This window comes from Enterobacter sp. PP-008-ECC_S150 (genome assembly GCF_045257065.1).
GTDB lineage: Bacteria > Pseudomonadota > Gammaproteobacteria > Enterobacterales > Enterobacteriaceae > Enterobacter > Enterobacter chengduensis.
Window position 1 is genome coordinate 1 of record NZ_JBJHHG010000009.1, and the last position, 20012, is coordinate 20012.

The 20012-nt window shown below is 57.5% G+C and carries 14 protein-coding genes and 1 tRNA gene; 12 read left to right on the plus strand and 3 right to left on the minus strand.

The window, feature by feature from the left end:
* The first annotated feature begins 352 nt into the window (after nucleotides 1-352).
* Both lgt and thyA read left to right on the plus strand, forming a co-directional pair.
* Nucleotides 353-1228, plus strand: a complete 876-nt coding sequence (lgt, locus tag ACJBF3_RS11455) for a prolipoprotein diacylglyceryl transferase (protein ID WP_028014284.1) — start codon at nucleotides 353-355, stop codon at nucleotides 1226-1228.
* 6 nt (nucleotides 1229-1234) lie between these two features.
* A complete protein-coding gene (gene thyA, locus ACJBF3_RS11460) occupies nucleotides 1235-2029 on the plus strand; it encodes a thymidylate synthase (protein WP_045329154.1) in 795 nt (264 codons plus the stop codon).
* A 30-nt stretch (nucleotides 2030-2059) separates the two neighbouring features.
* Here thyA and ACJBF3_RS11465 read toward each other — a convergent pair whose 3' ends face one another.
* Nucleotides 2060-2185, minus strand: a complete 126-nt coding sequence (locus ACJBF3_RS11465) for a hypothetical protein (RefSeq protein ID WP_258526880.1) — start codon at nucleotides 2183-2185, stop codon at nucleotides 2060-2062.
* 28 nt (nucleotides 2186-2213) lie between these two features.
* Here ACJBF3_RS11465 and ACJBF3_RS11470 point away from each other — a divergent pair, with 28 nt between their 5' ends.
* From ACJBF3_RS11470 to recD, 8 genes are all read left to right on the plus strand, one after another.
* Nucleotides 2214-2675: a prepilin peptidase-dependent protein gene (locus ACJBF3_RS11470; RefSeq protein WP_045329317.1), complete on the plus strand. Its 462-nt coding sequence runs from the start codon at nucleotides 2214-2216 to the stop codon at nucleotides 2673-2675.
* Complete coding sequence (locus ACJBF3_RS11475) at nucleotides 2669-3229, plus strand: prepilin peptidase-dependent protein (RefSeq protein ID WP_045329152.1); 561 nt, start codon at nucleotides 2669-2671, stop codon at nucleotides 3227-3229. Before ACJBF3_RS11470 ends, ACJBF3_RS11475 begins: the two co-directional genes overlap by 7 nt.
* Nucleotides 3226-3627, plus strand: coding sequence for a DUF2509 family protein (locus tag ACJBF3_RS11480; protein WP_045329150.1), 402 nt, complete (start codon nucleotides 3226-3228; stop codon nucleotides 3625-3627). Before ACJBF3_RS11475 ends, ACJBF3_RS11480 begins: the two co-directional genes overlap by 4 nt.
* Nucleotides 3612-3935, plus strand: coding sequence for a prepilin-type N-terminal cleavage/methylation domain-containing protein (locus tag ACJBF3_RS11485; RefSeq protein WP_045329148.1), 324 nt, complete (start codon nucleotides 3612-3614; stop codon nucleotides 3933-3935). The genes ACJBF3_RS11480 and ACJBF3_RS11485 overlap by 16 nt, the downstream gene beginning before the upstream one ends.
* Nucleotides 3936-3947: 12 nt before the next feature.
* Nucleotides 3948-7322 (plus strand): exodeoxyribonuclease V subunit gamma, encoded by a 3375-nt coding sequence (recC, locus tag ACJBF3_RS11490; protein WP_045329145.1) that lies wholly within the window; start codon nucleotides 3948-3950, stop codon nucleotides 7320-7322.
* 140 nt (nucleotides 7323-7462) lie between these two features.
* On the plus strand, nucleotides 7463-10330 hold the full coding sequence (gene ptrA, locus ACJBF3_RS11495) for a pitrilysin (protein ID WP_045329143.1): 2868 nt from the start codon (nucleotides 7463-7465) through the stop codon (nucleotides 10328-10330).
* Nucleotides 10327-13869, plus strand: coding sequence for an exodeoxyribonuclease V subunit beta (gene recB / locus ACJBF3_RS11500; RefSeq protein WP_045329140.1), 3543 nt, complete (start codon nucleotides 10327-10329; stop codon nucleotides 13867-13869). The genes ptrA and recB overlap by 4 nt, the downstream gene beginning before the upstream one ends.
* Nucleotides 13866-15686, plus strand: a complete 1821-nt coding sequence (gene recD, locus ACJBF3_RS11505) for an exodeoxyribonuclease V subunit alpha (protein WP_045329138.1) — start codon at nucleotides 13866-13868, stop codon at nucleotides 15684-15686. The genes recB and recD overlap by 4 nt, the downstream gene beginning before the upstream one ends.
* A 34-nt stretch (nucleotides 15687-15720) precedes the next feature.
* Here the strand turns inward: recD and argA are convergent, their stop codons facing one another.
* Nucleotides 15721-17052, minus strand: coding sequence for an amino-acid N-acetyltransferase (argA, locus tag ACJBF3_RS11510; protein WP_045329136.1), 1332 nt, complete (start codon nucleotides 17050-17052; stop codon nucleotides 15721-15723).
* A 227-nt stretch (nucleotides 17053-17279) separates the two neighbouring features.
* On the opposite strand from argA, the gene amiC reads away from it, so the two are divergent.
* Complete coding sequence (amiC, locus tag ACJBF3_RS11515; RefSeq protein WP_021242006.1) at nucleotides 17280-18533, plus strand: N-acetylmuramoyl-L-alanine amidase AmiC; 1254 nt, start codon at nucleotides 17280-17282, stop codon at nucleotides 18531-18533.
* 88 nt (nucleotides 18534-18621) lie between these two features.
* Here the strand turns inward: amiC and ACJBF3_RS11520 are convergent.
* Nucleotides 18622-18698, minus strand: a tRNA-Met gene (locus tag ACJBF3_RS11520).
* A gap of 208 nt (nucleotides 18699-18906) precedes the next feature.
* Here ACJBF3_RS11520 and mltA point away from each other — a divergent pair.
* The gene (gene mltA / locus ACJBF3_RS11525; protein ID WP_045332000.1) at nucleotides 18907-20004 is read left to right on the plus strand and encodes a murein transglycosylase A; all 1098 of its coding nucleotides are present in this window, start codon (nucleotides 18907-18909) and stop codon (nucleotides 20002-20004) included.
* The last annotated feature ends 8 nt before the right edge of the window (nucleotides 20005-20012 follow it).

Here is a 20012-nt window from a genome sequence, read left to right on the forward strand (position 1 = left end):
GCATGAGCCTGCATCCCTGCAGGCCACGCCCTCTCGGCGCATCCCTGCGCCTCGCCCCGGCCTTCCGGAAACGCTTCGGCGATTTACAGCCGGACCAGGACATCGCTGTAAGCCATTCATTTTCCTGATTCCACATTTATCGCTTCCGGTTAAAAAATTACTGGGGCTTTCTCAGCCCTGTGGGAGAGGGCGCCAGCGCGCATAAAACCCTATACACATCTTTTACATCTCTGGCGCATCCTCCGCGCCCGCCTTATGCTATGATTCGCAACTTTGGAGCCTCTGCTTACAGCAGAATCGCATTTCTACCGCTGTCCACTTTCAGCGGAATAACAACATCTTGTGGTGACAGATGAACAGTGGTTATCTGCATTTTCCGGAATTTGATCCGGTCATTTTCTCAGTAGGACCTGTTTCGCTTCACTGGTACGGTCTAATGTACCTGGTGGGCTTTATTTTTGCCATGTGGCTCGCTGGCCGTCGCGCCAGCCGTCCAGGCAGCGGCTGGACCAAAAACGAAGTGGAAAACCTGCTGTATGCGGGCTTCCTCGGCGTGTTCCTCGGTGGCCGTATCGGGTATGTGCTGTTCTATAACTTCCCGGTATTCCTGAACGACCCTCTCTATCTGTTCCGCGTGTGGGACGGCGGCATGTCCTTCCACGGCGGCCTGATTGGGGTGATCCTGGTGATGGTGATTTTTGCCAAACGCACCAAACGCAACTTCTTCCAGGTGTCAGATTTTATCGCACCGCTGATCCCGTTTGGTCTCGGCGCAGGCCGTCTGGGCAACTTCATCAACGGTGAACTGTGGGGCCGCGTTGACCCGAGCGTGCCGTATACGATGCTCTTCCCGGGCTCGCGCGCGGAAGATATCGCGCTGCTGCCGTCGCATCCTGAGTGGCAATCCATTTTCGATACCTACGGCGTGCTGCCGCGCCATATGTCTCAGCTGTACGAGCTGGCGCTGGAAGGCGTAGTGCTGTTTATCATCCTCAACCTGTTTATCCGCAAACCGCGCCCGATGGGGGCTGTTTCTGGCCTGTTCCTGATTGGCTACGGCGCATTCCGTATTATCGTCGAGTTCTTCCGCCAGCCGGACGCACAGTTTACCGGCGAGTGGGTACAGTACATCAGCATGGGGCAAATCCTCTCCATTCCGATGATCGTCGCGGGTGCCATTATGATGATTTGGGCGTATCGTCGTCGTCCACAGCAACAACTTTCCTGAGGAACCATGAAACAGTATCTTGAATTGATGAAAAAAGTGCTCGATGAGGGCACGCCGAAAAACGACCGCACCGGCACCGGTACGCTCTCCATTTTTGGCCACCAGATGCGCTTCAATCTCCAGGAAGGCTTCCCGCTGGTGACGACAAAGCGCTGCCATCTGCGCTCGATCATTCATGAACTGCTCTGGTTCCTGCAAGGCGATACCAACGTTGCGTATCTGCACGAAAATAACGTCTCAATCTGGGACGAATGGGCAGACGAGAACGGCAACCTGGGCCCGGTTTACGGCAAGCAGTGGCGCGCATGGCCAACGCCCGATGGCCGCCATATCGACCAGATCACCACCGTGATGAACCAGTTGAAAAATGACCCGGACTCGCGCCGCATCATCGTTTCCGCCTGGAACGTCGGCGAGCTGGATAAAATGGCGCTGGCACCGTGTCACGCGTTCTTCCAGTTCTATGTGGCGGATGGAAAGCTCTCCTGCCAGCTCTATCAGCGCTCCTGTGACGTGTTCCTCGGCCTGCCGTTTAACATTGCCAGCTATGCGCTGTTAGTTCACATGATGGCGCAGCAGTGCGACCTGGAAGTAGGCGATTTTGTCTGGACCGGTGGCGATACTCACCTTTACAGCAACCATATGGAACAGACGCATCTCCAGCTGGCCCGCGAACCGCGCGCGCTGCCGAAGCTGATTATCAAACGTAAACCGGCATCAATCTTCGACTACCGCTTTGATGATTTCGAGATTGAGGGCTACGACCCGCACCCCGGCATCAAAGCGCCCGTCGCTATCTGATGCGATAAAGCGTGAAACAACCGGTGCTGTTTAGCGCCGGTTTTTTTTCGCCTTTATTTCGTTTTCCGAAGCGCTATCCACAAAGCGCGCAACGCGCTGCAACTCTTCTAATTCTCCGGATAACGCCTCGTAAAACGAAGATTCGACGCTCGTCATGTACACGCCGCTTCGCCACACTCCCGATATGAAAAAAGAGAACGGTTTTACGCTTATCGAAACGCTGGTCGCGATTTCGCTTGTCGTTATCCTGAGCGCCTCAGGCCTGTACGGCTGGGACTGCTGGCAACGACAGCAGCGGCTGTGGCAAACCGCCAGCCAGGTGCGAGATTACCTGCTGTTTCTGCGCAACCATGCCAACCGCCACAACCGCGACCATCAAATTACCCGTCAGCGGATGGGGGACAGGGACTGTCTGGCGAGCTCTGCCGTACAAAGCTGTGAGAAGGGCAGCCCCTTTGTACTGATCCCACTCTGGCCCGAGGTCGCGATCGGCGAGGTCACGCCGTCACTCGGGTTTTATGGATTACGGGATACGGCATGGGCGGGGCGGGTACGCGTTCAAAGCCGTGCGGGAGAATGGCTGATTATTGTCTCAAATGGGGGACGCATCAGGATGTGTCAGGTCTATGAGGGAGGGGCATGTTAATGAGGCAGCGCGGTTTTTCACTGACTGAAGTTCTGATTGCCATGGCGATGAGCAGTCTTTTGCTGATGAGCGCATCGCGTTTTTTACCCGGATTGCAGCGGGCGGTCTTACTGCAGTCCGGCCAGAGAGAGCTGGAGGCAGAGGTCTGGCAACAGCTGTTTGCCGTTGGCAAACAGCTTCAGCGTGCGGGGTACTGTGCGGGAAACTGTCAGGGACAGGCGCTGTCGATCGGCAGGAAAGGAAGTTGCGTCATTGTGCGGTGGGATGCCAACAGTAACGGCAACTGGGACAACACGGCATCAGAAAATGACAGTACCGGTTTTCGTCTGGAATCGGGCGCGCTGGAAACCCAGCGAGGGGCAACGTCGTGTGAAGGGAAAGGGTGGGAAAAGCTTACCGACCCGGACAGGCTTGCGATCGCGCATTTTGTCGTGCGGAAAGTGGAACATGCCGGTTTTGCGCCAGAGCTGCATATCGAGCTGGCCGCGATGCGCAAAGGCGCGCGGGGGGAACCCTGGCAGGCGTTGTATTCGGTCACGGGGTATAACCTGTGAATCGTCAACGCGGCATGTCTTCGCTGGCGCTGGTTCTGCTTTTACTGGTGCTCGGTACGCTGATCCTCACAGGGCTCAATCAGCAGCTCACCACGTTTAGCGCGCTCGTTGGCGACGAGAGCCGCTCGCTTCAGCAGCAGGCGACGGTACAAGCCGCGCTTGAGTGGGGACGGATGCAGAGCTGGTCGTCAGAGCCACAGGTTCAGTGCAAAAAGACATCGGCGTGGCGGGCGTGTTTGCGCCACCTGAGTGAGGCGCGGGTGTTGCTGATTGCCGGAGACCGCGACCTGCTGCTCTGGCGCGCAGGAGAGATTGTCGATGGGAAAGTTCGCTTTTCGCCTCACGGCTGGAGCGATTTTTGCCCCCTTAAGGAGAGCAGGCTATGTCAGATGCCGTGAGCAGAGAAAAGGGATTTAGCATGGTTGAGGTCCTGCTGGCGATGCTGCTGCTGACGATCGTCGTGACGGCGCTGTCGGGCTATCAGCGGGCGCTGGCGGCGCGGTTTATCGAGCTCAATCAGTATCGACAGCTCTGGCACCATGCCTGGAACCAGTCTCAGCTCTCAACAAATGTTCTCCCCGCAGGCTGGCAGGCCAGTCGGGGGCAGACAACGCACGCAGGATGTGTCAGCATCACGGTTACACTTATTTCTCCTCTGGGGCGGCGCGGTGAGATAACGCGTCTGCATTGCCCGGTTAGCCAGTAGTCGGGAGCGTCTATGTTAAGGGTCTACCACTCAAATCGTCTGGATGTGCTGGAAGCGCTGATGGAATTTATCGTTGAGCGCGAGCGGCTTGACGATCCTTTTGAGCCCGAAATGGTGCTGGTGCAGAGCACCGGTATGGCACAGTGGCTGCAAATGTCGCTTTCCCGCAAGTTTGGCATAGCCGCGAACATCGACTTCCCGCTGCCCGCGAGCTTTATCTGGGACATGTTCGTGCGCGTGTTGCCGGATATTCCGGAGCAGAGTGCATTCAACAAGCAGGCCATGAGCTGGAAGCTGATGGCGCTACTGCCCGAAATGCTGCAGCGCGATGAATTTGCCATGCTGCGCCACTACCTCAATGATGACACCGATAAGCGCAAGCTGTTCCAGCTGGCGTCGCGCACCGCCGATCTTTATGACCAATACCTGGTATACCGTTCTGACTGGTTAATCCGTTGGGAAGCGGGTGAGCTGGTTGACGGGCTGCCGGAGGCGCAAATATGGCAGGCACCGCTGTGGAAAGCGCTGGTGGATCATACGGAGAAACTGGGCCAGCCTAAGTGGCACCGCGCCAATCTTTACGACCGGTTTATCTCGATACTTGAAAATGCGTCGGAGCGCCCGGCACGGCTGCCGTCACGCGTCTTTATCTGCGGGATATCCGCATTACCCCCTGTCTATCTGAAGGCGTTGCATGCGCTCGGTAAGCATATTGATATCCATATTTTGTTTACCAACCCCTGCCGACAGTATTGGGGAGATATCCTCGACGAACGCTGGCTCGCCCGGCTGGTAAGCCGCCAGAGAAAGCGCCTTTTTGAAGAGCGATCTGTTCCTCTGTTTAAAGACGTTTCGACTGCCGGTCAGCTTTTCGATGAAGAGGGTATCCAGAACCTGCCCAATCCGCTGCTTGCCTCATGGGGTAAGCTCGGACGTGACTACATTCACATGCTTTCAGACATCACTTCCTCAGGTGAAGGTGACGTGGATGCCTTTGTGGAGATCGCCCCGGACAGCCTGCTGCATAATATTCAGTTAGACATTCTGGACCTGGAAAACCGCGTCGTGATGGGCGTGACGGCGAACGAGTTCGAGCGCAGCGACAATAAGCGAAAACTGGATCCCGACGATCGCAGCGTCACGTTCCACGTCTGCCACAGCCCGCAGCGTGAGGTCGAAGTGCTTCACGACCAGCTGCTGGCGATGCTGCAGGAGGACCCCGACCTGACGCCGCGCGATATCGTGGTGATGGTGGCGGATATCGACAGCTACAGCCCCTTTATTCAGGCCGTCTTTGGCAGCGCGACGGGGGAGCGATACCTGCCTTACGCTATCTCTGACCGTCGTGCCCGCCAGTCGCATCCGGTATTGCAGGCGTTTATCACTCTGCTGTCACTGTCGGATAGCCGGTTCATCTCCGAAGATGTGCTGGCTCTACTGGATGTTCCCGTGCTGGCCGCACGCTTCAACATCAATGAAGAGGGGCTGCGCTACCTTCGTCAGTGGGTGAATGAGTCCGGGGTCCGCTGGGGGATCGATGACGATAACGTGCAGGAGTTTGAACTTCCTCCAACCGGGCAGCACACGTGGCGATTTGGCCTGACGCGTATGCTGCTGGGCTACGCCATGGAGAGCAGCCAGGGCGAGTGGAACGAGGTGCTGCCTTACGATGAGTCCAGCGGGTTGATTGCTGAACTGGTGGGGCATTTAGCGTCGCTGCTGATGCAGCTTAACCGCTGGCGACACGAGCTGCTCCAGCCGCGTCCGCTTGAAGCGTGGCTTCCGGTATGCAGGGCGTTGCTCAATGATTTCTTCCTGCCGGACAGCGACACCGAAGCGGCAATGGCGCTCATTGAAACACAGTGGCAGGCTATCATCGACGAAGGCGTGAATTCCCACTATCAGGAAGCCATCCCGTTGTCGCTGTTGAGGGATGAGTTGACGCAGCGGCTTGACCAGGAGCGAATCAGCCAGCGTTTCCTGGCGGGTCCCATCAATATCTGCACCCTGATGCCCATGCGTTCTATCCCGTTTAAAGTGGTCTGCCTGCTCGGCATGAACGACGGCGTGTATCCCCGCGCGCTGGCGCCGCTGGGGTTCGATTTGATGAGCGCGAATCCAAAACGGGGCGACCGTAGCCGCCGTGATGATGACCGCTACCTCTTCCTTGAGGCGCTGATTTCCGCCCAGAGCAAGCTCTATATCAGCTATATCGGTCGTTCCATTCAGGACAACAGCGAGCGTTTCCCCTCCGTTCTGGTGCAGGAGCTGGTGGACTATATCGGCCAGAGTCACTATCTACCGGGGGATGAAGATCGCAACTGTGATGAAAGCGAGCAGAGGGTGAAAGCCCATATCACCTGTTTCCACAGCCGCATGCCGTTTGACCCTGTGAATTACGTTGCCAGCGAGCGCCAGAGCTATGCTCAGGAGTGGCTACCCGCGGCGAAAAATGAGGGGAGTGCACATACCGATTTCATTCAGGAACTTGACCCGTTTCCTGTCGGCACCCTGACCTTTGAACAGCTTCAGCGGTTTTGGGCGCATCCGGTGCGCGCCTTCTTCCAGCAGCGACTGCAGGTCAACTTCCGTTCTGAAGAGAGTGAAATTCCTGATGCAGAGCCCTTTACGCTGGAAGGGCTGGAGCGCTACCAGTTAAACCTGCAGCTGCTGAACGCGCTGGTTGAAGAGGAAGATGCCGACAAGCTTTACCGCCGCTACCGTGCCGCAGGTCAGCTGCCCTATGGCGCGTTTGGGGAGATCGTCTGGGAGGCGCAGTGTCAGGAGATGACCGAGCTGGCAGAGCGCGTACGAGCGTGCCGACAGCCAGGCAAAAGTATTGAAATCGATCTCAACTGCAACGGGGTAGAGCTCACAGGCTGGTTAACCCAGGTTCAGCCGGACGGGCTGCTGCGCTGGCGGCCCGCTATGCTTAGCGTTTCCCAGGGATTGCAACTCTGGCTGGAACATCTTGTCTACAGTGCGTTGGGTCATCAAGGTGAAAGCCGGATCTTCGTACGCAAAGAGGGCGAGTGGCGCTTCCCGCCGATGGAGTCTGAACAGGCGTTACGGTATCTGTCTTTGTATATTGAGGGCTACCGCCAGGGAATGAACAAACCGCTTCTGTTACTGCCGGAAAGTGGCGGTGCCTGGATAAAAGCCTGTTATGAAGCGCAGAATGATGCGATGGTAACGGATGAGTCTTCACTGCAGAAAGCGCGCAGTAAATTTATGCAGGCTTATGAAGGAAACATGATGGTGCGTGGCGAAGGTGAAGATGTCTGGTATCAGCGCTTATGGCGAACGCTTGAGCCAGAGTACTTCGAGGCTATCACGGAAGAGGCGCAGCGCTACCTGCTGCCGTTGTTTAGATTTAATCAGTCCTGAGCGCTGTATAAAAATTGCGCAGTCAGAGGTGTTCATTTATGATGCACCTCTTATCACGGACTGATGTACCCAATAAAGAGATGTTGGCGTGTCCAGCACGCAGTGTGTTAATGATGTAGCCGTGATAAAGAGGTAGCACCTTGTTTAAAGCGTTTGTGTTGTTTTTCGCCCTCTGGGTACCTGTCACTCAGGCAGACTCCGGTTGGCAACCCGTCCAGGAAACGATTCGTAAAAGCGAAAAAGATACCCGCCAATATCAGGCTATTCGTCTTGATAACGGCATGACCGTGCTGCTGGTTTCCGATCCACAGGCGGTGAAATCCCTGTCGGCATTAGTGGTGCCGGTTGGATCGCTGGAAGATCCTGACGCGCATCCTGGGCTTGCACACTATCTGGAACATATGACGCTGATGGGGTCCAAAAAATACCCACAGCCAGATAGCCTGTCCGAATTTCTGAAGATGCATGGCGGCAGCCACAATGCCAGCACGGCACCGTACCGCACGGCCTTTTATCTCGAAGTCGAAAATGATGCGCTTGAAGGGGCTGTCGATCGCCTTGCCGATGCTATCGCCGCGCCGCTGCTTGATAAAAAATACGCCGATCGTGAACGCAATGCGGTGAATGCCGAGCTGACCATGGCCCGCACGCGAGACGGTATGCGTATGGCGCAGGTCAGCGCCGAAACCATCAACCCCGCGCACCCCGGTTCGCGCTTCTCTGGCGGTAACCTGGAAACCTTAAGCGACAAGCCGGACAGCCCGGTGCTCGATGCCCTGCACGCGTTTCGCGATAAATACTACTCCGCCAACCTGATGAAAGCGGTCATCTACAGCAATAAACCGTTGCCAGAGCTGGCAGATATGGCGGCCAAAACGTTTGGCCGGGTGCCGAATAAAAATATCGACCTGCCGGAAATCACCGTTCCAGTGGTCACGGATGCGCAAAAAGGCATCGTCATCCACTACGTCCCTGCCATGCCGCGCAAAGTGCTGCGCGTGGAATTCCGCATCGATAACAACACGGCACAGTTCCGCAGTAAAACCGATGAGCTGGTGACCTACCTGATAGGTAACCGTAGCCCGGGTACGCTGTCTGACTGGCTGCAAAAGCAGGGGCTGGTGGAAGGTATTCGCGCCGACTCCGATCCGGTTGTGAACGGCAATAGCGGCGTGCTGGCGATCTCCGCCACGCTGACCGATAAAGGGCTGGCAAACCGTGATGAAGTAGTGGCGGCTATCTTTAGCTACCTCTCCTTACTGCGCGAGAAAGGCGTCGACAAGCATTATTTTGACGAACTCGCCCACGTGCTGGATCTCGATTTCCGCTACCCGTCCATTACCCGCGACATGGATTACGTGGAGTGGCTGGCGGATACCATGATCCGCGTGCCGGTGGAGCACACCCTCGACGCGGTCAATATTGCCGACCAGTATGATGCCGGGGCGGTCAAGGCCCGCCTTGCGATGATGACGCCTGAAAATGCTCGCATCTGGTACATCAGCCCGGACGAACCGCACAACAAGACGGCCTATTTTGTCGATGCCCCTTATCAGGTGGATAAAATCAGCGCGCAGACCTTCGCGGACTGGCAGAAGAAGGCCGGGGAGATTGCATTAAAGCTGCCGGAGCTGAACCCCTATATTCCGGACGACTTCTCGCTTATCAAAACGACGAAAGATTACCCGCACCCCGAACTCATCATTGATGAGCCGACGCTGCGCGTGGTGTATACCCCAAGCCGCTATTTCGCCAGTGAGCCAAAGGCCGATGTCAGCGTGGTGCTGCGTAACCCGAAAGCGATGAACAGCGCCAAAAATCAGGTGATGTTCGCGCTCAATGACTATCTCGCCGGGATCGCGCTCGATCAGCTCAGCAACCAGGCGGCCGTGGGTGGGATCAGCTTCTCCACCAACGCCAACAACGGCTTGATGCTCAATGCAAACGGCTATACCCAGCGTTTGCCTCAGCTGTTCCAGGCCCTGCTGGAGGGCTATTTTAGCTACACGCCAACCCAGGAGCAGCTTGAGCAGGCCAAATCGTGGTATGCGCAGATGATGGATTCTGCGGAGAAAGGTAAAGCTTACGATCTGGCGCTGATGCCCGCGCAAATGCTGTCGCAGGTGCCTTATTTCCAGCGAGAAGATCGCCGCGCGCTTCTGCCTTCCATCTCCTTAAAAGACGTGCTGGCGTACCGCGACGCGCTGAAAACCAACACGCGTCCGGAGTTCCTGATTGTCGGCAACATGAGCGAGCAGCAGGCCAAAACTCTGGCGGAGAACGTGCGCACTCAGCTCGGGTCAAAAGGCGACGAGTGGTGTCGCAACCAGGACGTGCTGGTTGAGAAAAAACAGAATGTGATTTTTGAAAAGGCGGGTAACAGCACGGATTCCGCGCTGGCCGCGGTATTTGTGCCAACGGGCTACGATGAATTTGCCAGCTCAGCGCAGAGTGCCGTGCTGGGACAGATTATTCAGCCGTGGTTCTATAACCAGTTACGCACGGAGGAGCAGCTCGGCTACGCGGTGTTTGCCTTTTCTATGAACGTCGGTCGTCAGTGGGGGCTGGGCTTCCTGCTGCAAAGCAGCGATAAACAACCGGCTTATCTCTGGCAGCGTTACCAGGCCTTCTTCCCGCAGGTAGAAGCTAAACTGCGCGCCATGAAGCCGGAAGAGTTCGCTCAGATCCAGCAGGCCGTTATTGCGCAGGTGATGCAGCCGCCGCAGACGCTGGGTGAAGAGGCCTCGCAGCTGAGCAAAGATTTCGATCGCGGTAATCTGAAATTTGATTCGCGTGATAAAGTAGTGGCCGAGATAAAACAGCTGACGCCGCAGAAGGTTGCCGACTTCTTCCATCAGGCGGTTATTAAGCCGCAGGGTATTACCATTCTGTCTCAGGTTTCCGGTAGCCAGAACGGGAAAACGGAGTACGTGAACCCGAAAGGCTGGAAAGTCTGGAAGAGCGTCAGCGCGCTGCAGCAATCTATGCCCTGGAGTAAGAAAGAATGACCGATACCGCTGAGTCCCTTGATCCCTTACGTTTACCTCTGCAGGGTGAACGATTGATTGAAGCCTCAGCGGGAACGGGAAAAACCTTCACCATTGCCGCCCTCTATCTGCGCCTGCTGTTAGGGCTTGGCGGCAGCGCCGCTTTTCCACGTCCTTTGAGCGTGGAAGAGCTGCTGGTGGTGACCTTCACCGAGGCTGCTACCGCTGAGCTGCGGGGCCGTATTCGTAGCAATATCCACGAACTGCGCATCGCCTGCCTGCGTCAGAGCACGGATAACCCCCTTTACGCCAGCCTTCTTGAAGAAATTGCCGATAAGCAACAGGCAGCCCAGTGGCTGCTGCTCGCTGAACGGCAGATGGACGAAGCGTCCGTCTTTACCATCCACGGCTTTTGCCAGCGCATGCTGAGCCTGAATGCGTTTGAATCCGGCATGCTGTTTGAACAGCAGCTTATAGAAGATGAATCCGTGCTTCGCTATCAGGCCTGCGCGGATTTCTGGCGTCGCCACTGCTACCCTTTACCGCGCGATATCGCCGAAGCGGTACATGCGTTGTGGAAGGGTCCGGAGGCGCTGCTGCGCGCTATCGATCGTTATCTGCAGGGGGAAGCGCCGGTCATCAAATCCCCGCCGCCGGCAGATGAAACGCTGGCCTCACGGCATGAAAAAATCATCGCGCAGATTGCCGAGATTAAGCAAAAATGGATTGAGTCCGTTGGCGAGATTGACGCCATCATCGAAAATTCCGGGATTGACCGACGCAAGTTCAACCGTGGCAATCAGGGGAAATGGATCGACAAGATCAGCGCCTGGGCGCAGGAAGAGACGCGAGGCTATCAGCTCCCGGACGCGCTGGAGAAATTCTCCCGGCGTTTCCTGGTTGAGCGAACCAAAGCCGACGGCATTGTGCCTGAGCATCCGCTGTTTGTGGCGATTGAAGCCCTGCTGGCGGAACCCCTCACGCTCAACGATCTGGTGATTACCCGCGCCATGACGGAAATTCGCGAAGCCGTCGCGCGTGAGAAACGCCGCCGGGGTGAGCTGGGCTTTGACGATATGCTGAGCCGCCTCGACGCCGCGCTGTGCAGTGAAAACGGTGAAGCGCTTGCCGCCGCGATTCGCACCCGTTTCCCGGTGGCGATGATTGACGAATTTCAGGATACCGATCCTCAGCAGTACCGCATTTTCCGCCGCATCTGGCGCGAGCAGCCCGACACCGCGCTGCTGCTCATCGGCGACCCAAAACAGGCCATTTACGCCTTCCGCGGCGCCGATATTTTTACCTATATGAAAGCCCGCAGCGAGGTTGACGCGCACTACACGCTCGGCACCAACTGGCGCTCGTCTCCCGGCATGGTGGAAAGCGTCAACGCGCTGTTTAGCCGCATGGATACGGCGTTTATGTTTCGCGAGATCCCGTTCCAGCCGGTGAAATTTGCCCCAAAAAATGCCTCGTTGCGCTTCGAGTTTAACGGCGTGACGCAGCCTGCCATGAACGTCTGGCTGCTGGATGGTGAAGGCTGCGGCGTTGCCGACTACCAAAATGCCATGGCCCAGCACTGTGCCGCGCAAATCCGTGACTGGCTCAGCGCGGGCGCGCGTGGCGATGCGCTGCTGTGGAAGGGGGATAAACCTGCCCCGGTAAAGGCATCGGATATTACGGTGCTGGTGCGCAGCCGTCAGGAGGCCGCGCTCATTCGCGATGCCCTGACGTTACTGAATATCCCTTCCGTCTACCTCTCAAACCGCGACAGCGTATTTGAAACGCTGGAAGCGCAGGAGATGCTATGGCTGCTGCAGGCCGTGCTGGCTCCCGAGCGGGAAAGCACGCTGCGCAGCGCCCTGGCGAGCGCGATGCTTGGGCTGAACGCGCGGGATATTGATGCGCTCAACCATGACGAAGCCGCGTGGGATGCCGTGGTAGACGAATTTGTTCGCTACCGCGAAAAATGGCAGAAGCGCGGCGTGATGGCGATGGTGCGCGAGCTCATGGCACAGCGGCATATTGCGGAGAATATGCTGGCAACGGCGGGCGGCGAGCGGCGGCTAACCGATATTTTGCACATCAGCGAACTCTTGCAGGAAGCGGGAACTCAACTGGAGAGCGAGCACGCCCTGGTGCGCTGGCTGGCGCAGCAGATTGCCGATCCGAACAGTAATTCGTCCAGCCAGCAGATGCGCCTTGAAAGCGATAAGCATCTGGTGCAGATCGTCACCATCCACAAGTCGAAAGGCCTGGAATATCCGCTGGTCTGGCTGCCGTTTATCGCCAATTACCGCGCGCAGGATCAGGCCTTTTACCACGATCGCGAGTCGTTCGAGGCGGTGCTCGATCTCAGCAACGCGGAGTCCAGCGTTGAGCTGGCTGAGGCCGAACGTCTGGCGGAAGATTTACGCCTGCTCTACGTGGCGCTGACCCGCTCGGTCTGGCACTGTAGCCTGGGCGTTGCGCCGCTGTTCCGTCGTCGTGGCGAAAAGAGCGGGGAGAGCGATTTTCATCTGAGCGCGCTGGGACGGCTTATTCAGCAGGGTGAACCTAAAGACGCGGCGGGCCTGCGCCAGTGTATCGAATCGCTTTGCACGGAGCATATTGCCCTGCATATTCCGTCGCAGCCCGACAACAGCCGCTGGCAGATGCCGGAGCTGCGCGATTCAGCGCTCCATGCCCGCCAGGTTGTGCGTTCCATTGCCGACGACTGGCGCGTCACCAGCTATTCCGGTTTGCAGCAGCACGGGCAGAGTATTGCGCAGGATCTGATGCCAAAGCTGGACGTGGATGCCGCAGGTGCCGGTAGCGCGCCCGCTGAGCCGGTGCTGACGCCGCACCAGTTTCCGCGCGGCGCCTCGCCGGGCACGTTTTTGCACAGCCTGTTTGAAGAGCTGGATTTTACCCAGCCGGTTTCCGAAGAGTGGGTGCTGAAGATGTTACAGAGCGGTGGCTACGATGCGCAATGGCAACCGGTCCTCACCGACTGGATCCGCGCGGTACTGCACGCGCCGCTCACGACGCAGGGGATCTCGCTTAGCCAGTTGACCGCCAAAGATAAGCAGGTGGAGATGGAGTTTTATCTTCCCATCGCCAGCCCGCTCAGGGCCGAGGCGCTTGACGCGCTGGTCCGCGAGTACGATCCGTTATCCGCCGGGTGCCCGCCGCTGAACTTCCGCCAGGTGCAGGGGATGCTCAAGGGTTTTATCGACCTGGTGTTCCGCCACGAAGGGCGCTACTACCTGCTCGATTACAAATCGAACTGGCTGGGTGAAGACAGCACAGCCTATACCCAGCAGGCGATGGCCTCGGCGATGCAAATGCATCGCTACGATTTGCAGTATCAGCTCTATACCCTGGCGCTGCACCGTTACCTGCGTCACCGCATGGCCAATTACCGCTACGAAGACCACTTTGGCGGCGTTATTTACCTGTTCCTGCGCGGCGTGGACGCCAACGACCCGCGTTCTGGCGTCTTTAGCACCCGTCCGGCTACGGAACTGATTGAAAAAATGGATAACCTGTTTGCCGCAGGCACGGAGGAGATGGCATGACGATGCAGGCGCTACTGCTGGAGGCGGTTGAACAACGATTACTGCGCCACCTGGACGTGCAGTTTGCCATGATGGTGGCAGGCGAGGAGCCTGCCGTTATGCTTGCCGCCGCTATTCTGAGCAAAGACGCGGGGGAGGGGCACGTGTGTCTGCCGCTGTCGCGTCTGGCGGTGGATGAGAAAACGCCTCCGGCTTTACAGGAATGTTTCGCGCTGCTGGGTGACGCGGTGGACTGGCAGGCGACATTACTCAGCTCGCCTGCCGTGAGCGGAGCCGATACCGGGACGCCGATGATCCTGGTCGGCGAGCGTTTGTATCTTAACCGGCTGTGGCGTAACGAACTGACGGTAGCGCGCTTCTTCAGCGAGAACAACGCCCCGCTTCCCTGCGATGAAGCGCAGCTTCGGCAAACGCTGGATGCGCTGTTTACCTCTGATGAGGCGACGGACTGGCAGAAAGTGGCGGCTGCCGTGGCGTTAACGCGGCGGATATCGGTGATATCGGGCGGCCCGGGCACCGGAAAAACGACCACCGTTGCAAAGCTGCTTGCGGCACTGATTCAGCTAACGGGGGAGCAAAAGTGCCGTATTCGCCTGGCGGCTCCCACCGGTAAAGCGGCGGCACGTCTGACGGAATCACTCGGCGGCGCGCTGCAAAAGCTGCCGCTCACCGGAGAGCAGCTCGCGCTCTTCCCAAATGAAGCCAGCACGCTACACCGATTACTGGGCGCGCAGCCGGGTAGCCAGCGTTTGCGCTATCATGCCGGTAACCCCTTACACCTTGACGTGCTGGTGGTGGATGAAGCGTCGATGATTGACCTGACGATGATGTCGCGGTTGATTGATGCGCTCCCGCCGCACGCGCGCGTCATTTTCCTCGGCGATCGCGACCAGCTTGCCTCCGTAGAGGCGGGGGCCGTGCTGGGTGACATCTGCACGTATGCCAGCCTGGGATATACCGCTGAACGCGCGCAGGAGCTTGCCCGACTCACCGGATGTTCGCTCTCGTCTGAAAACCATTCGCTTGCCGGGGCGCTGCGCGACAGCCTGTGTCTGCTGCAAAAAAGCTACCGTTTCGGCAGCGACTCCGGTATTGGCCAGCTTGCGGCGGCCGTGAATCGGGGTGATCGGCGCACAACCGCGGCGGTATTTGACGGCACCTACACCGATATTGAGAAAAAATCGCTGCAAAGCGGGGAGGCTTATCAGGCGATGCTGGATGATGCCCTGCAGGGGTACCAGCACTTTCTGACTGGCGTACAGCAGCACGCTATGCCGGAGCAGGTCATTGCCGCATTTGGCGAATATCAGCTGCTCTGTGCGCTGAGGGAAGGGCCTTTTGGCGTCCGGGGGCTGAACGACAGGCTGGAACAGCTGCTGGCGCAAAAACGTAAGATAACCCGTCACCCACACTCGCGCTGGTATGAGGGGCGACCGGTAATGATTTCCCGCAACGACAGCGCGCTGGGGCTGTTTAACGGGGACATCGGGATTGCGCTCGACTGCGGCCAGGGGCTGCGCGTCTGGTTCCAGATGCCGGACGGGAGCGTGAAGTCTTTCCAGCCAAGCCGTTTGCCCGAGCATGAAACCGCCTGGGCGATGACGGTCCATAAATCCCAGGGCTCCGAGTTTAACCACGCGGCGCTGGTCCTGCCCACGCAGCTTTCACCCGTCATTACCCGCGAGCTGATTTATACCGCCATTACGCGCGCGCGTCAGCGCCTGTCGCTGTATGCCGATGAACGGGTGCTGGTGCAGGCGATTGCCACCCGAACGGAACGCCGAAGCGGGCTGGGCGCAATATTTGAGTCCCTTTGAATGAAAGCCCTCGCCGGACGGTGAGGGCGTCGTGTCATCCCAGGTCCGCCATCAGCACTTTTGAACGACGCTGATAGTTGTACATCTCTTTCTTCGTTTCCGGCAGAGAATCGATATCCACCGGCGTGAAACCGCGCTCCTGGAACCAGTGAATGCTGCGCGTCGTGAGGACGAACAGCTTGCTCAGCCCCATCTGGCGCGCCTGTGCCGCTACGCGCTCCAGCAGCATTTCGCCGCGGGAAGAGCTGCGGTAATCAGGATGCACCGCCACGCAGGCCATTTCACCGATCTTCTCTTCCGGGAAGGGATAGAGCGCGGCGCAGGCGATGGTCAGGTTATCGCGCTGAATAATGGTGAATTTGTCGATCTCCATCTCCAGCTGTTCGCGCGAGCGACGTACCAGAATGCCCTGCTGCTCCAGCGGGCGGATCAGCTCCAGAATGCCGCCGATGTCGTTGATGGTGGCGCGGCGGATCTGCTCCGCGCTCTCCATCACAATCTGCGTACCGATACCGTCGCGGGAGAACAGCTCCTGCAGCAGGGCGCCATCTTCCTGATAGCTGATCAGGTGGCTACGACGCACGCCGCTGCGGCAGGCCTTCACCGCGCCACGCAGAAAACGCACGGTACCGGAGTGGTAATCGCCTTCGGCTTCCAGCGCCTCCACGCGGGACTGGGCTTCATTCGGGAACAGTTCCGGTACGATGGTTCCCTCACCGTCCACGACGCCCTGAGAGGAGCAGAAGCCAATCATTTTTTCCGCCTTCAGCTTGATCGCCAGCTGCGTGGCAATCTCTTCGGACGTCAGGTTAAAGCTTTCGCCGGTGACGGAAACGGCAACCGGGCCCATCAGCACGATGGCGCCGCTGTCCAGCTGGCGGTGAATAGCTTCTTCATCAATACGACGAATGCGGCCGCTGTGGCAGTAATCCACGCCGTCGTCCACGCCCAGCGGCTGGGCAATGATAAAGTTGCCGCTCACAACGTTGATATGCGCGCCCTGTAGCGGCGTATTGTTCAGGCTCATGGAGAGGCGCGCGGTAATATCCAGCTGCAGCAGACCCGCCGCCTGTTTTACCAGCTCCAGGGTTTTCGCATCAGTGACGCGGGTATGCTTGTGGTAAATCGGCTCGTGGTGGTGTGCGGCCAGGTTGGCGTCGATCTGCGGACGCGCGCCATAGACCACCACCAGGCGGATTCCGAGGCTGTGCAGCAGGCCAATGTCATTGACGATGCTGGAAAAATTTTCATGCTCAATGGCTTCGCCACCAAGCATGATGACAAACGTTTTTCCCCGATGGGCGTTGATATAGGGAACAGAATGGCGGAATCCCTGGACCAGTTCGGTTCTACGTTCCTTCACCATGGCACAACCCTTAATGAATGTTTATTCGTAATTTCTGTATTTTTATTCGATTGTAGCCGCGTGTGCAAGCGCAAATTTTCCGCGACCCACAGAAATTGGTAAGTAATCCGTACGTTAGCGTATGATTGTTTACCCTTTTATAGATGACAGTTTATGCGTCATTCGTTAAAGTTTTCGGTCAATCTGGACAATTTGTATATCAGTCAGTGTTCTTGCTCGGGAGAAGCATGTCGGGATCCAATTCAGCAATAAGCCGCCGCCGTTTGTTAAAAGGGGCCGGGGCAATGTGGTTGCTTAGCGTCAGTCAGGTCGGTCTTGCCGCCACCAGCCAGGTCGTGGCGGTGCGCGTCTGGCCGTCGTCGACCTACACGCGCGTGACGGTAGAATCCAATCGCGTGCTGAAATATAAGCAATTTGCCCTCAGCAACCCGGAACGCGTGGTGGTGGATCTCGAAGGCGTTAACCTCAACTCCGTGCTGAAGGGAATGGCGGCGCAGATCCGCGGTGACGATCCGTTTATTAAATCGGCGCGCGTCGGGCAGTTCGATCCGCAAACCGTGCGCATGGTTTTTGAGCTTAAGCAGAACGTGAAGCCGCAGCTGTTTGCCCTCGCACCCGTTGCGACGTTTAAAGAGCGTCTGGTGATGGATCTCTATCCGGCCAATGCAACGGATATTCAGGATCCGCTGCTCGCGCTGCTGGAGGACTACAACAAGGGCGATCTCCAGCGTCAGGTGCCGCCTGCGCAAAGCGGCCCGCAGCCGGGGAAAGCAGGGCGCGATCGCCCGATTGTGATCATGCTCGATCCCGGCCACGGCGGCGAAGACTCCGGCGCGGTGGGGAAATACCGCACGCGTGAAAAAGACGTAGTCCTGCAAATTGCCCGTCGCCTGAAGGCGTTGATTGATAAAGAGGGCAATATGCGCGCCTATATGACGCGCAATGAAGATGTCTTCATCCCGCTGAAGGTCCGGGTGGCGAAAGCGCAGAAGCAGCGTGCAGATCTCTTCGTCTCGATCCACGCGGATGCGTTTACCAGCCGCCAGCCAAGCGGCTCGTCGGTATTTGCGCTCTCAACAAAAGGCGCGACCAGTACCGCCGCGCGATACCTTGCGGACACCCAGAACGCTTCGGACCTGATTGGTGGCGTAAGCAAAAGCGGCGACCGCTACGTCGATCACACCATGTTTGATATGGTGCAGTCGCTGACCATCAACGACAGCCTGAAGTTTGGTAAAGCGGTGCTGGGCAAGCTGGGCAACATCAATAAGCTGCATAAAAACAGCGTTGAACAGGCCGGGTTTGCGGTACTTAAGGCACCGGATATCCCGTCCATCCTGGTTGAAACCGCGTTTATCAGTAACGTGGAAGAGGAGCGCAAGCTGAAGACCGCTAAATTCCAGCAGGAAGTGGCGGAGTCGATTCTGGCGGGGATACGGGCGTATTTCTCTGACGGGGCGACGCTGGCGCGACGCGGGTAAATCTTTCAGCCGGGTAAACGCCCGGCAGTTTCACAAACTGCAGATACAAAAAAACACCCTTAAGGGTGTTTATTGTTTTTAGAAGTGTTGGTTGCGGGGGCCGGATTTGAACCGACGACCTTCGGGTTATGAGCCCGACGAGCTACCAGGCTGCTCCACCCCGCGTCCGTGGATGCGCACTATACTCGGATAGGTTTGTGATGCAACCCCTTTTTCACATAAATCATGATTTTGTATGTAAATTGAACGATATGGCCCTGTTTGGACTATTTTTTGCGCAAAATTTGCCAAAGGGCATGTGAACGCATTTCATTAGCCCTGGCGGTTTGTTATCTTCATCACGCGGAAATGGGCAACTTAAAGACGAGATATAATGAAAGGACGTTGGGCGAAGTATCTGATGGCGGGCGCAATGGTAGCGATTCTTGCGGCCTGTTCTTCCAAACCGACCGATCGCGGTCAACAGTATAAAGACGGGAAGTTATCCCAGCCTTTCTCTTTAGTTAATCAGCCTGATGCCGTCGGCGCACCGATTAATGCCGGTGATTTCTCCGAGCAGGTCTACCAGATCCGCAACGCGTCGCCGCGTCTGTATGGCTCCCAGAGTAGCGTGTATAACGCGGTCCAGGACTGGCTGAAAGCGGGCGGCGATACGCGCAATATGCGCCAGTTTGGTATTGACGCCTGGCAGATGGAAGGGGCGGATAACTACGGCAACGTCCAGTTTACCGGCTATTACACCCCGGTTATCCAGGCGCGACACTCGCGTCAGGGCGAGTTCCAGTATCCTATCTACCGTATGCCGCCGAAACGCGGTCGTCTGCCGTCGCGCGCTGAGATCTACGCCGGCGCGCTGAGCGAAAATTACGTTCTGGCCTACAGCAACTCCCTGATGGATAACTTCATCATGGACGTTCAGGGCAGCGGCTACATTGATTTTGGCGACGGTTCACCGCTTAACTTCTTCAGCTATTCCGGTAAAAACGGCCACGCCTACCGCAGTATCGGCAAGGTGCTGATCGACCGCGGTGAAGTGAAGAAAGAAGATATGTCGATGCAGGCGATCCGCGAGTGGGGCGAGAAGCACAGCGAAGCCGAGGTGCGTGAGCTGCTGGAGCAGAACCCGTCGTTTGTCTTCTTCAAACCGCAAAACTTTGCGCCGGTGAAAGGGGCGAGTGCGGTACCGCTGATTGGCCGCGCGTCGGTGGCATCGGATCGGTCGATTATTCCTGCGGGCACTACGCTGCTGGCAGAGGTCCCGCTGCTGGACAACAACGGCAAGTTCAACGGCCAGTACGAGCTGCGTCTGATGGTAGCGCTGGACGTCGGTGGGGCGATTAAAGGCCAGCACTTCGATATCTATCAGGGTATTGGCCCTGACGCAGGCCATCGCGCGGGCTGGTATAACCACTACGGACGCGTGTGGGTACTGAAAGCGGCACCGGGTGCCGGAAACGTATTCAGCGGCTGATTGTGGTA

Excerpts from the sequence above, each read along its gene's own strand:
- ACJBF3_RS11465 (WP_258526880.1), bottom strand. The coding sequence starts at position 2,185 with ATGACGAGCGTCGAATCTTCGTTTTACGAGGCGTTATCCGGAGAATTA.
- ACJBF3_RS11470 (WP_045329317.1), top strand. The coding sequence starts at position 2,214 with ATGAAAAAAGAGAACGGTTTTACGCTTATCGAAACGCTGGTCGCGATT.
- lgt (WP_028014284.1), top strand. The coding sequence starts at position 353 with ATGAACAGTGGTTATCTGCATTTTCCGGAATTTGATCCGGTCATTTTC.
- ACJBF3_RS11475 (WP_045329152.1), top strand. The coding sequence starts at position 2,669 with ATGTTAATGAGGCAGCGCGGTTTTTCACTGACTGAAGTTCTGATTGCC.
- argA (WP_045329136.1), bottom strand. The coding sequence starts at position 17,052 with ATGGTGAAGGAACGTAGAACCGAACTGGTCCAGGGATTCCGCCATTCT.
- mltA (WP_045332000.1), top strand. The coding sequence starts at position 18,907 with ATGAAAGGACGTTGGGCGAAGTATCTGATGGCGGGCGCAATGGTAGCG.
- thyA (WP_045329154.1), top strand. The coding sequence starts at position 1,235 with ATGAAACAGTATCTTGAATTGATGAAAAAAGTGCTCGATGAGGGCACG.
- recB (WP_045329140.1), top strand. The coding sequence starts at position 10,327 with ATGACCGATACCGCTGAGTCCCTTGATCCCTTACGTTTACCTCTGCAG.
- recD (WP_045329138.1), top strand. The coding sequence starts at position 13,866 with ATGACGATGCAGGCGCTACTGCTGGAGGCGGTTGAACAACGATTACTG.
- ACJBF3_RS11485 (WP_045329148.1), top strand. The coding sequence starts at position 3,612 with ATGTCAGATGCCGTGAGCAGAGAAAAGGGATTTAGCATGGTTGAGGTC.
- amiC (WP_021242006.1), top strand. The coding sequence starts at position 17,280 with ATGTCGGGATCCAATTCAGCAATAAGCCGCCGCCGTTTGTTAAAAGGG.
- recC (WP_045329145.1), top strand. The coding sequence starts at position 3,948 with ATGTTAAGGGTCTACCACTCAAATCGTCTGGATGTGCTGGAAGCGCTG.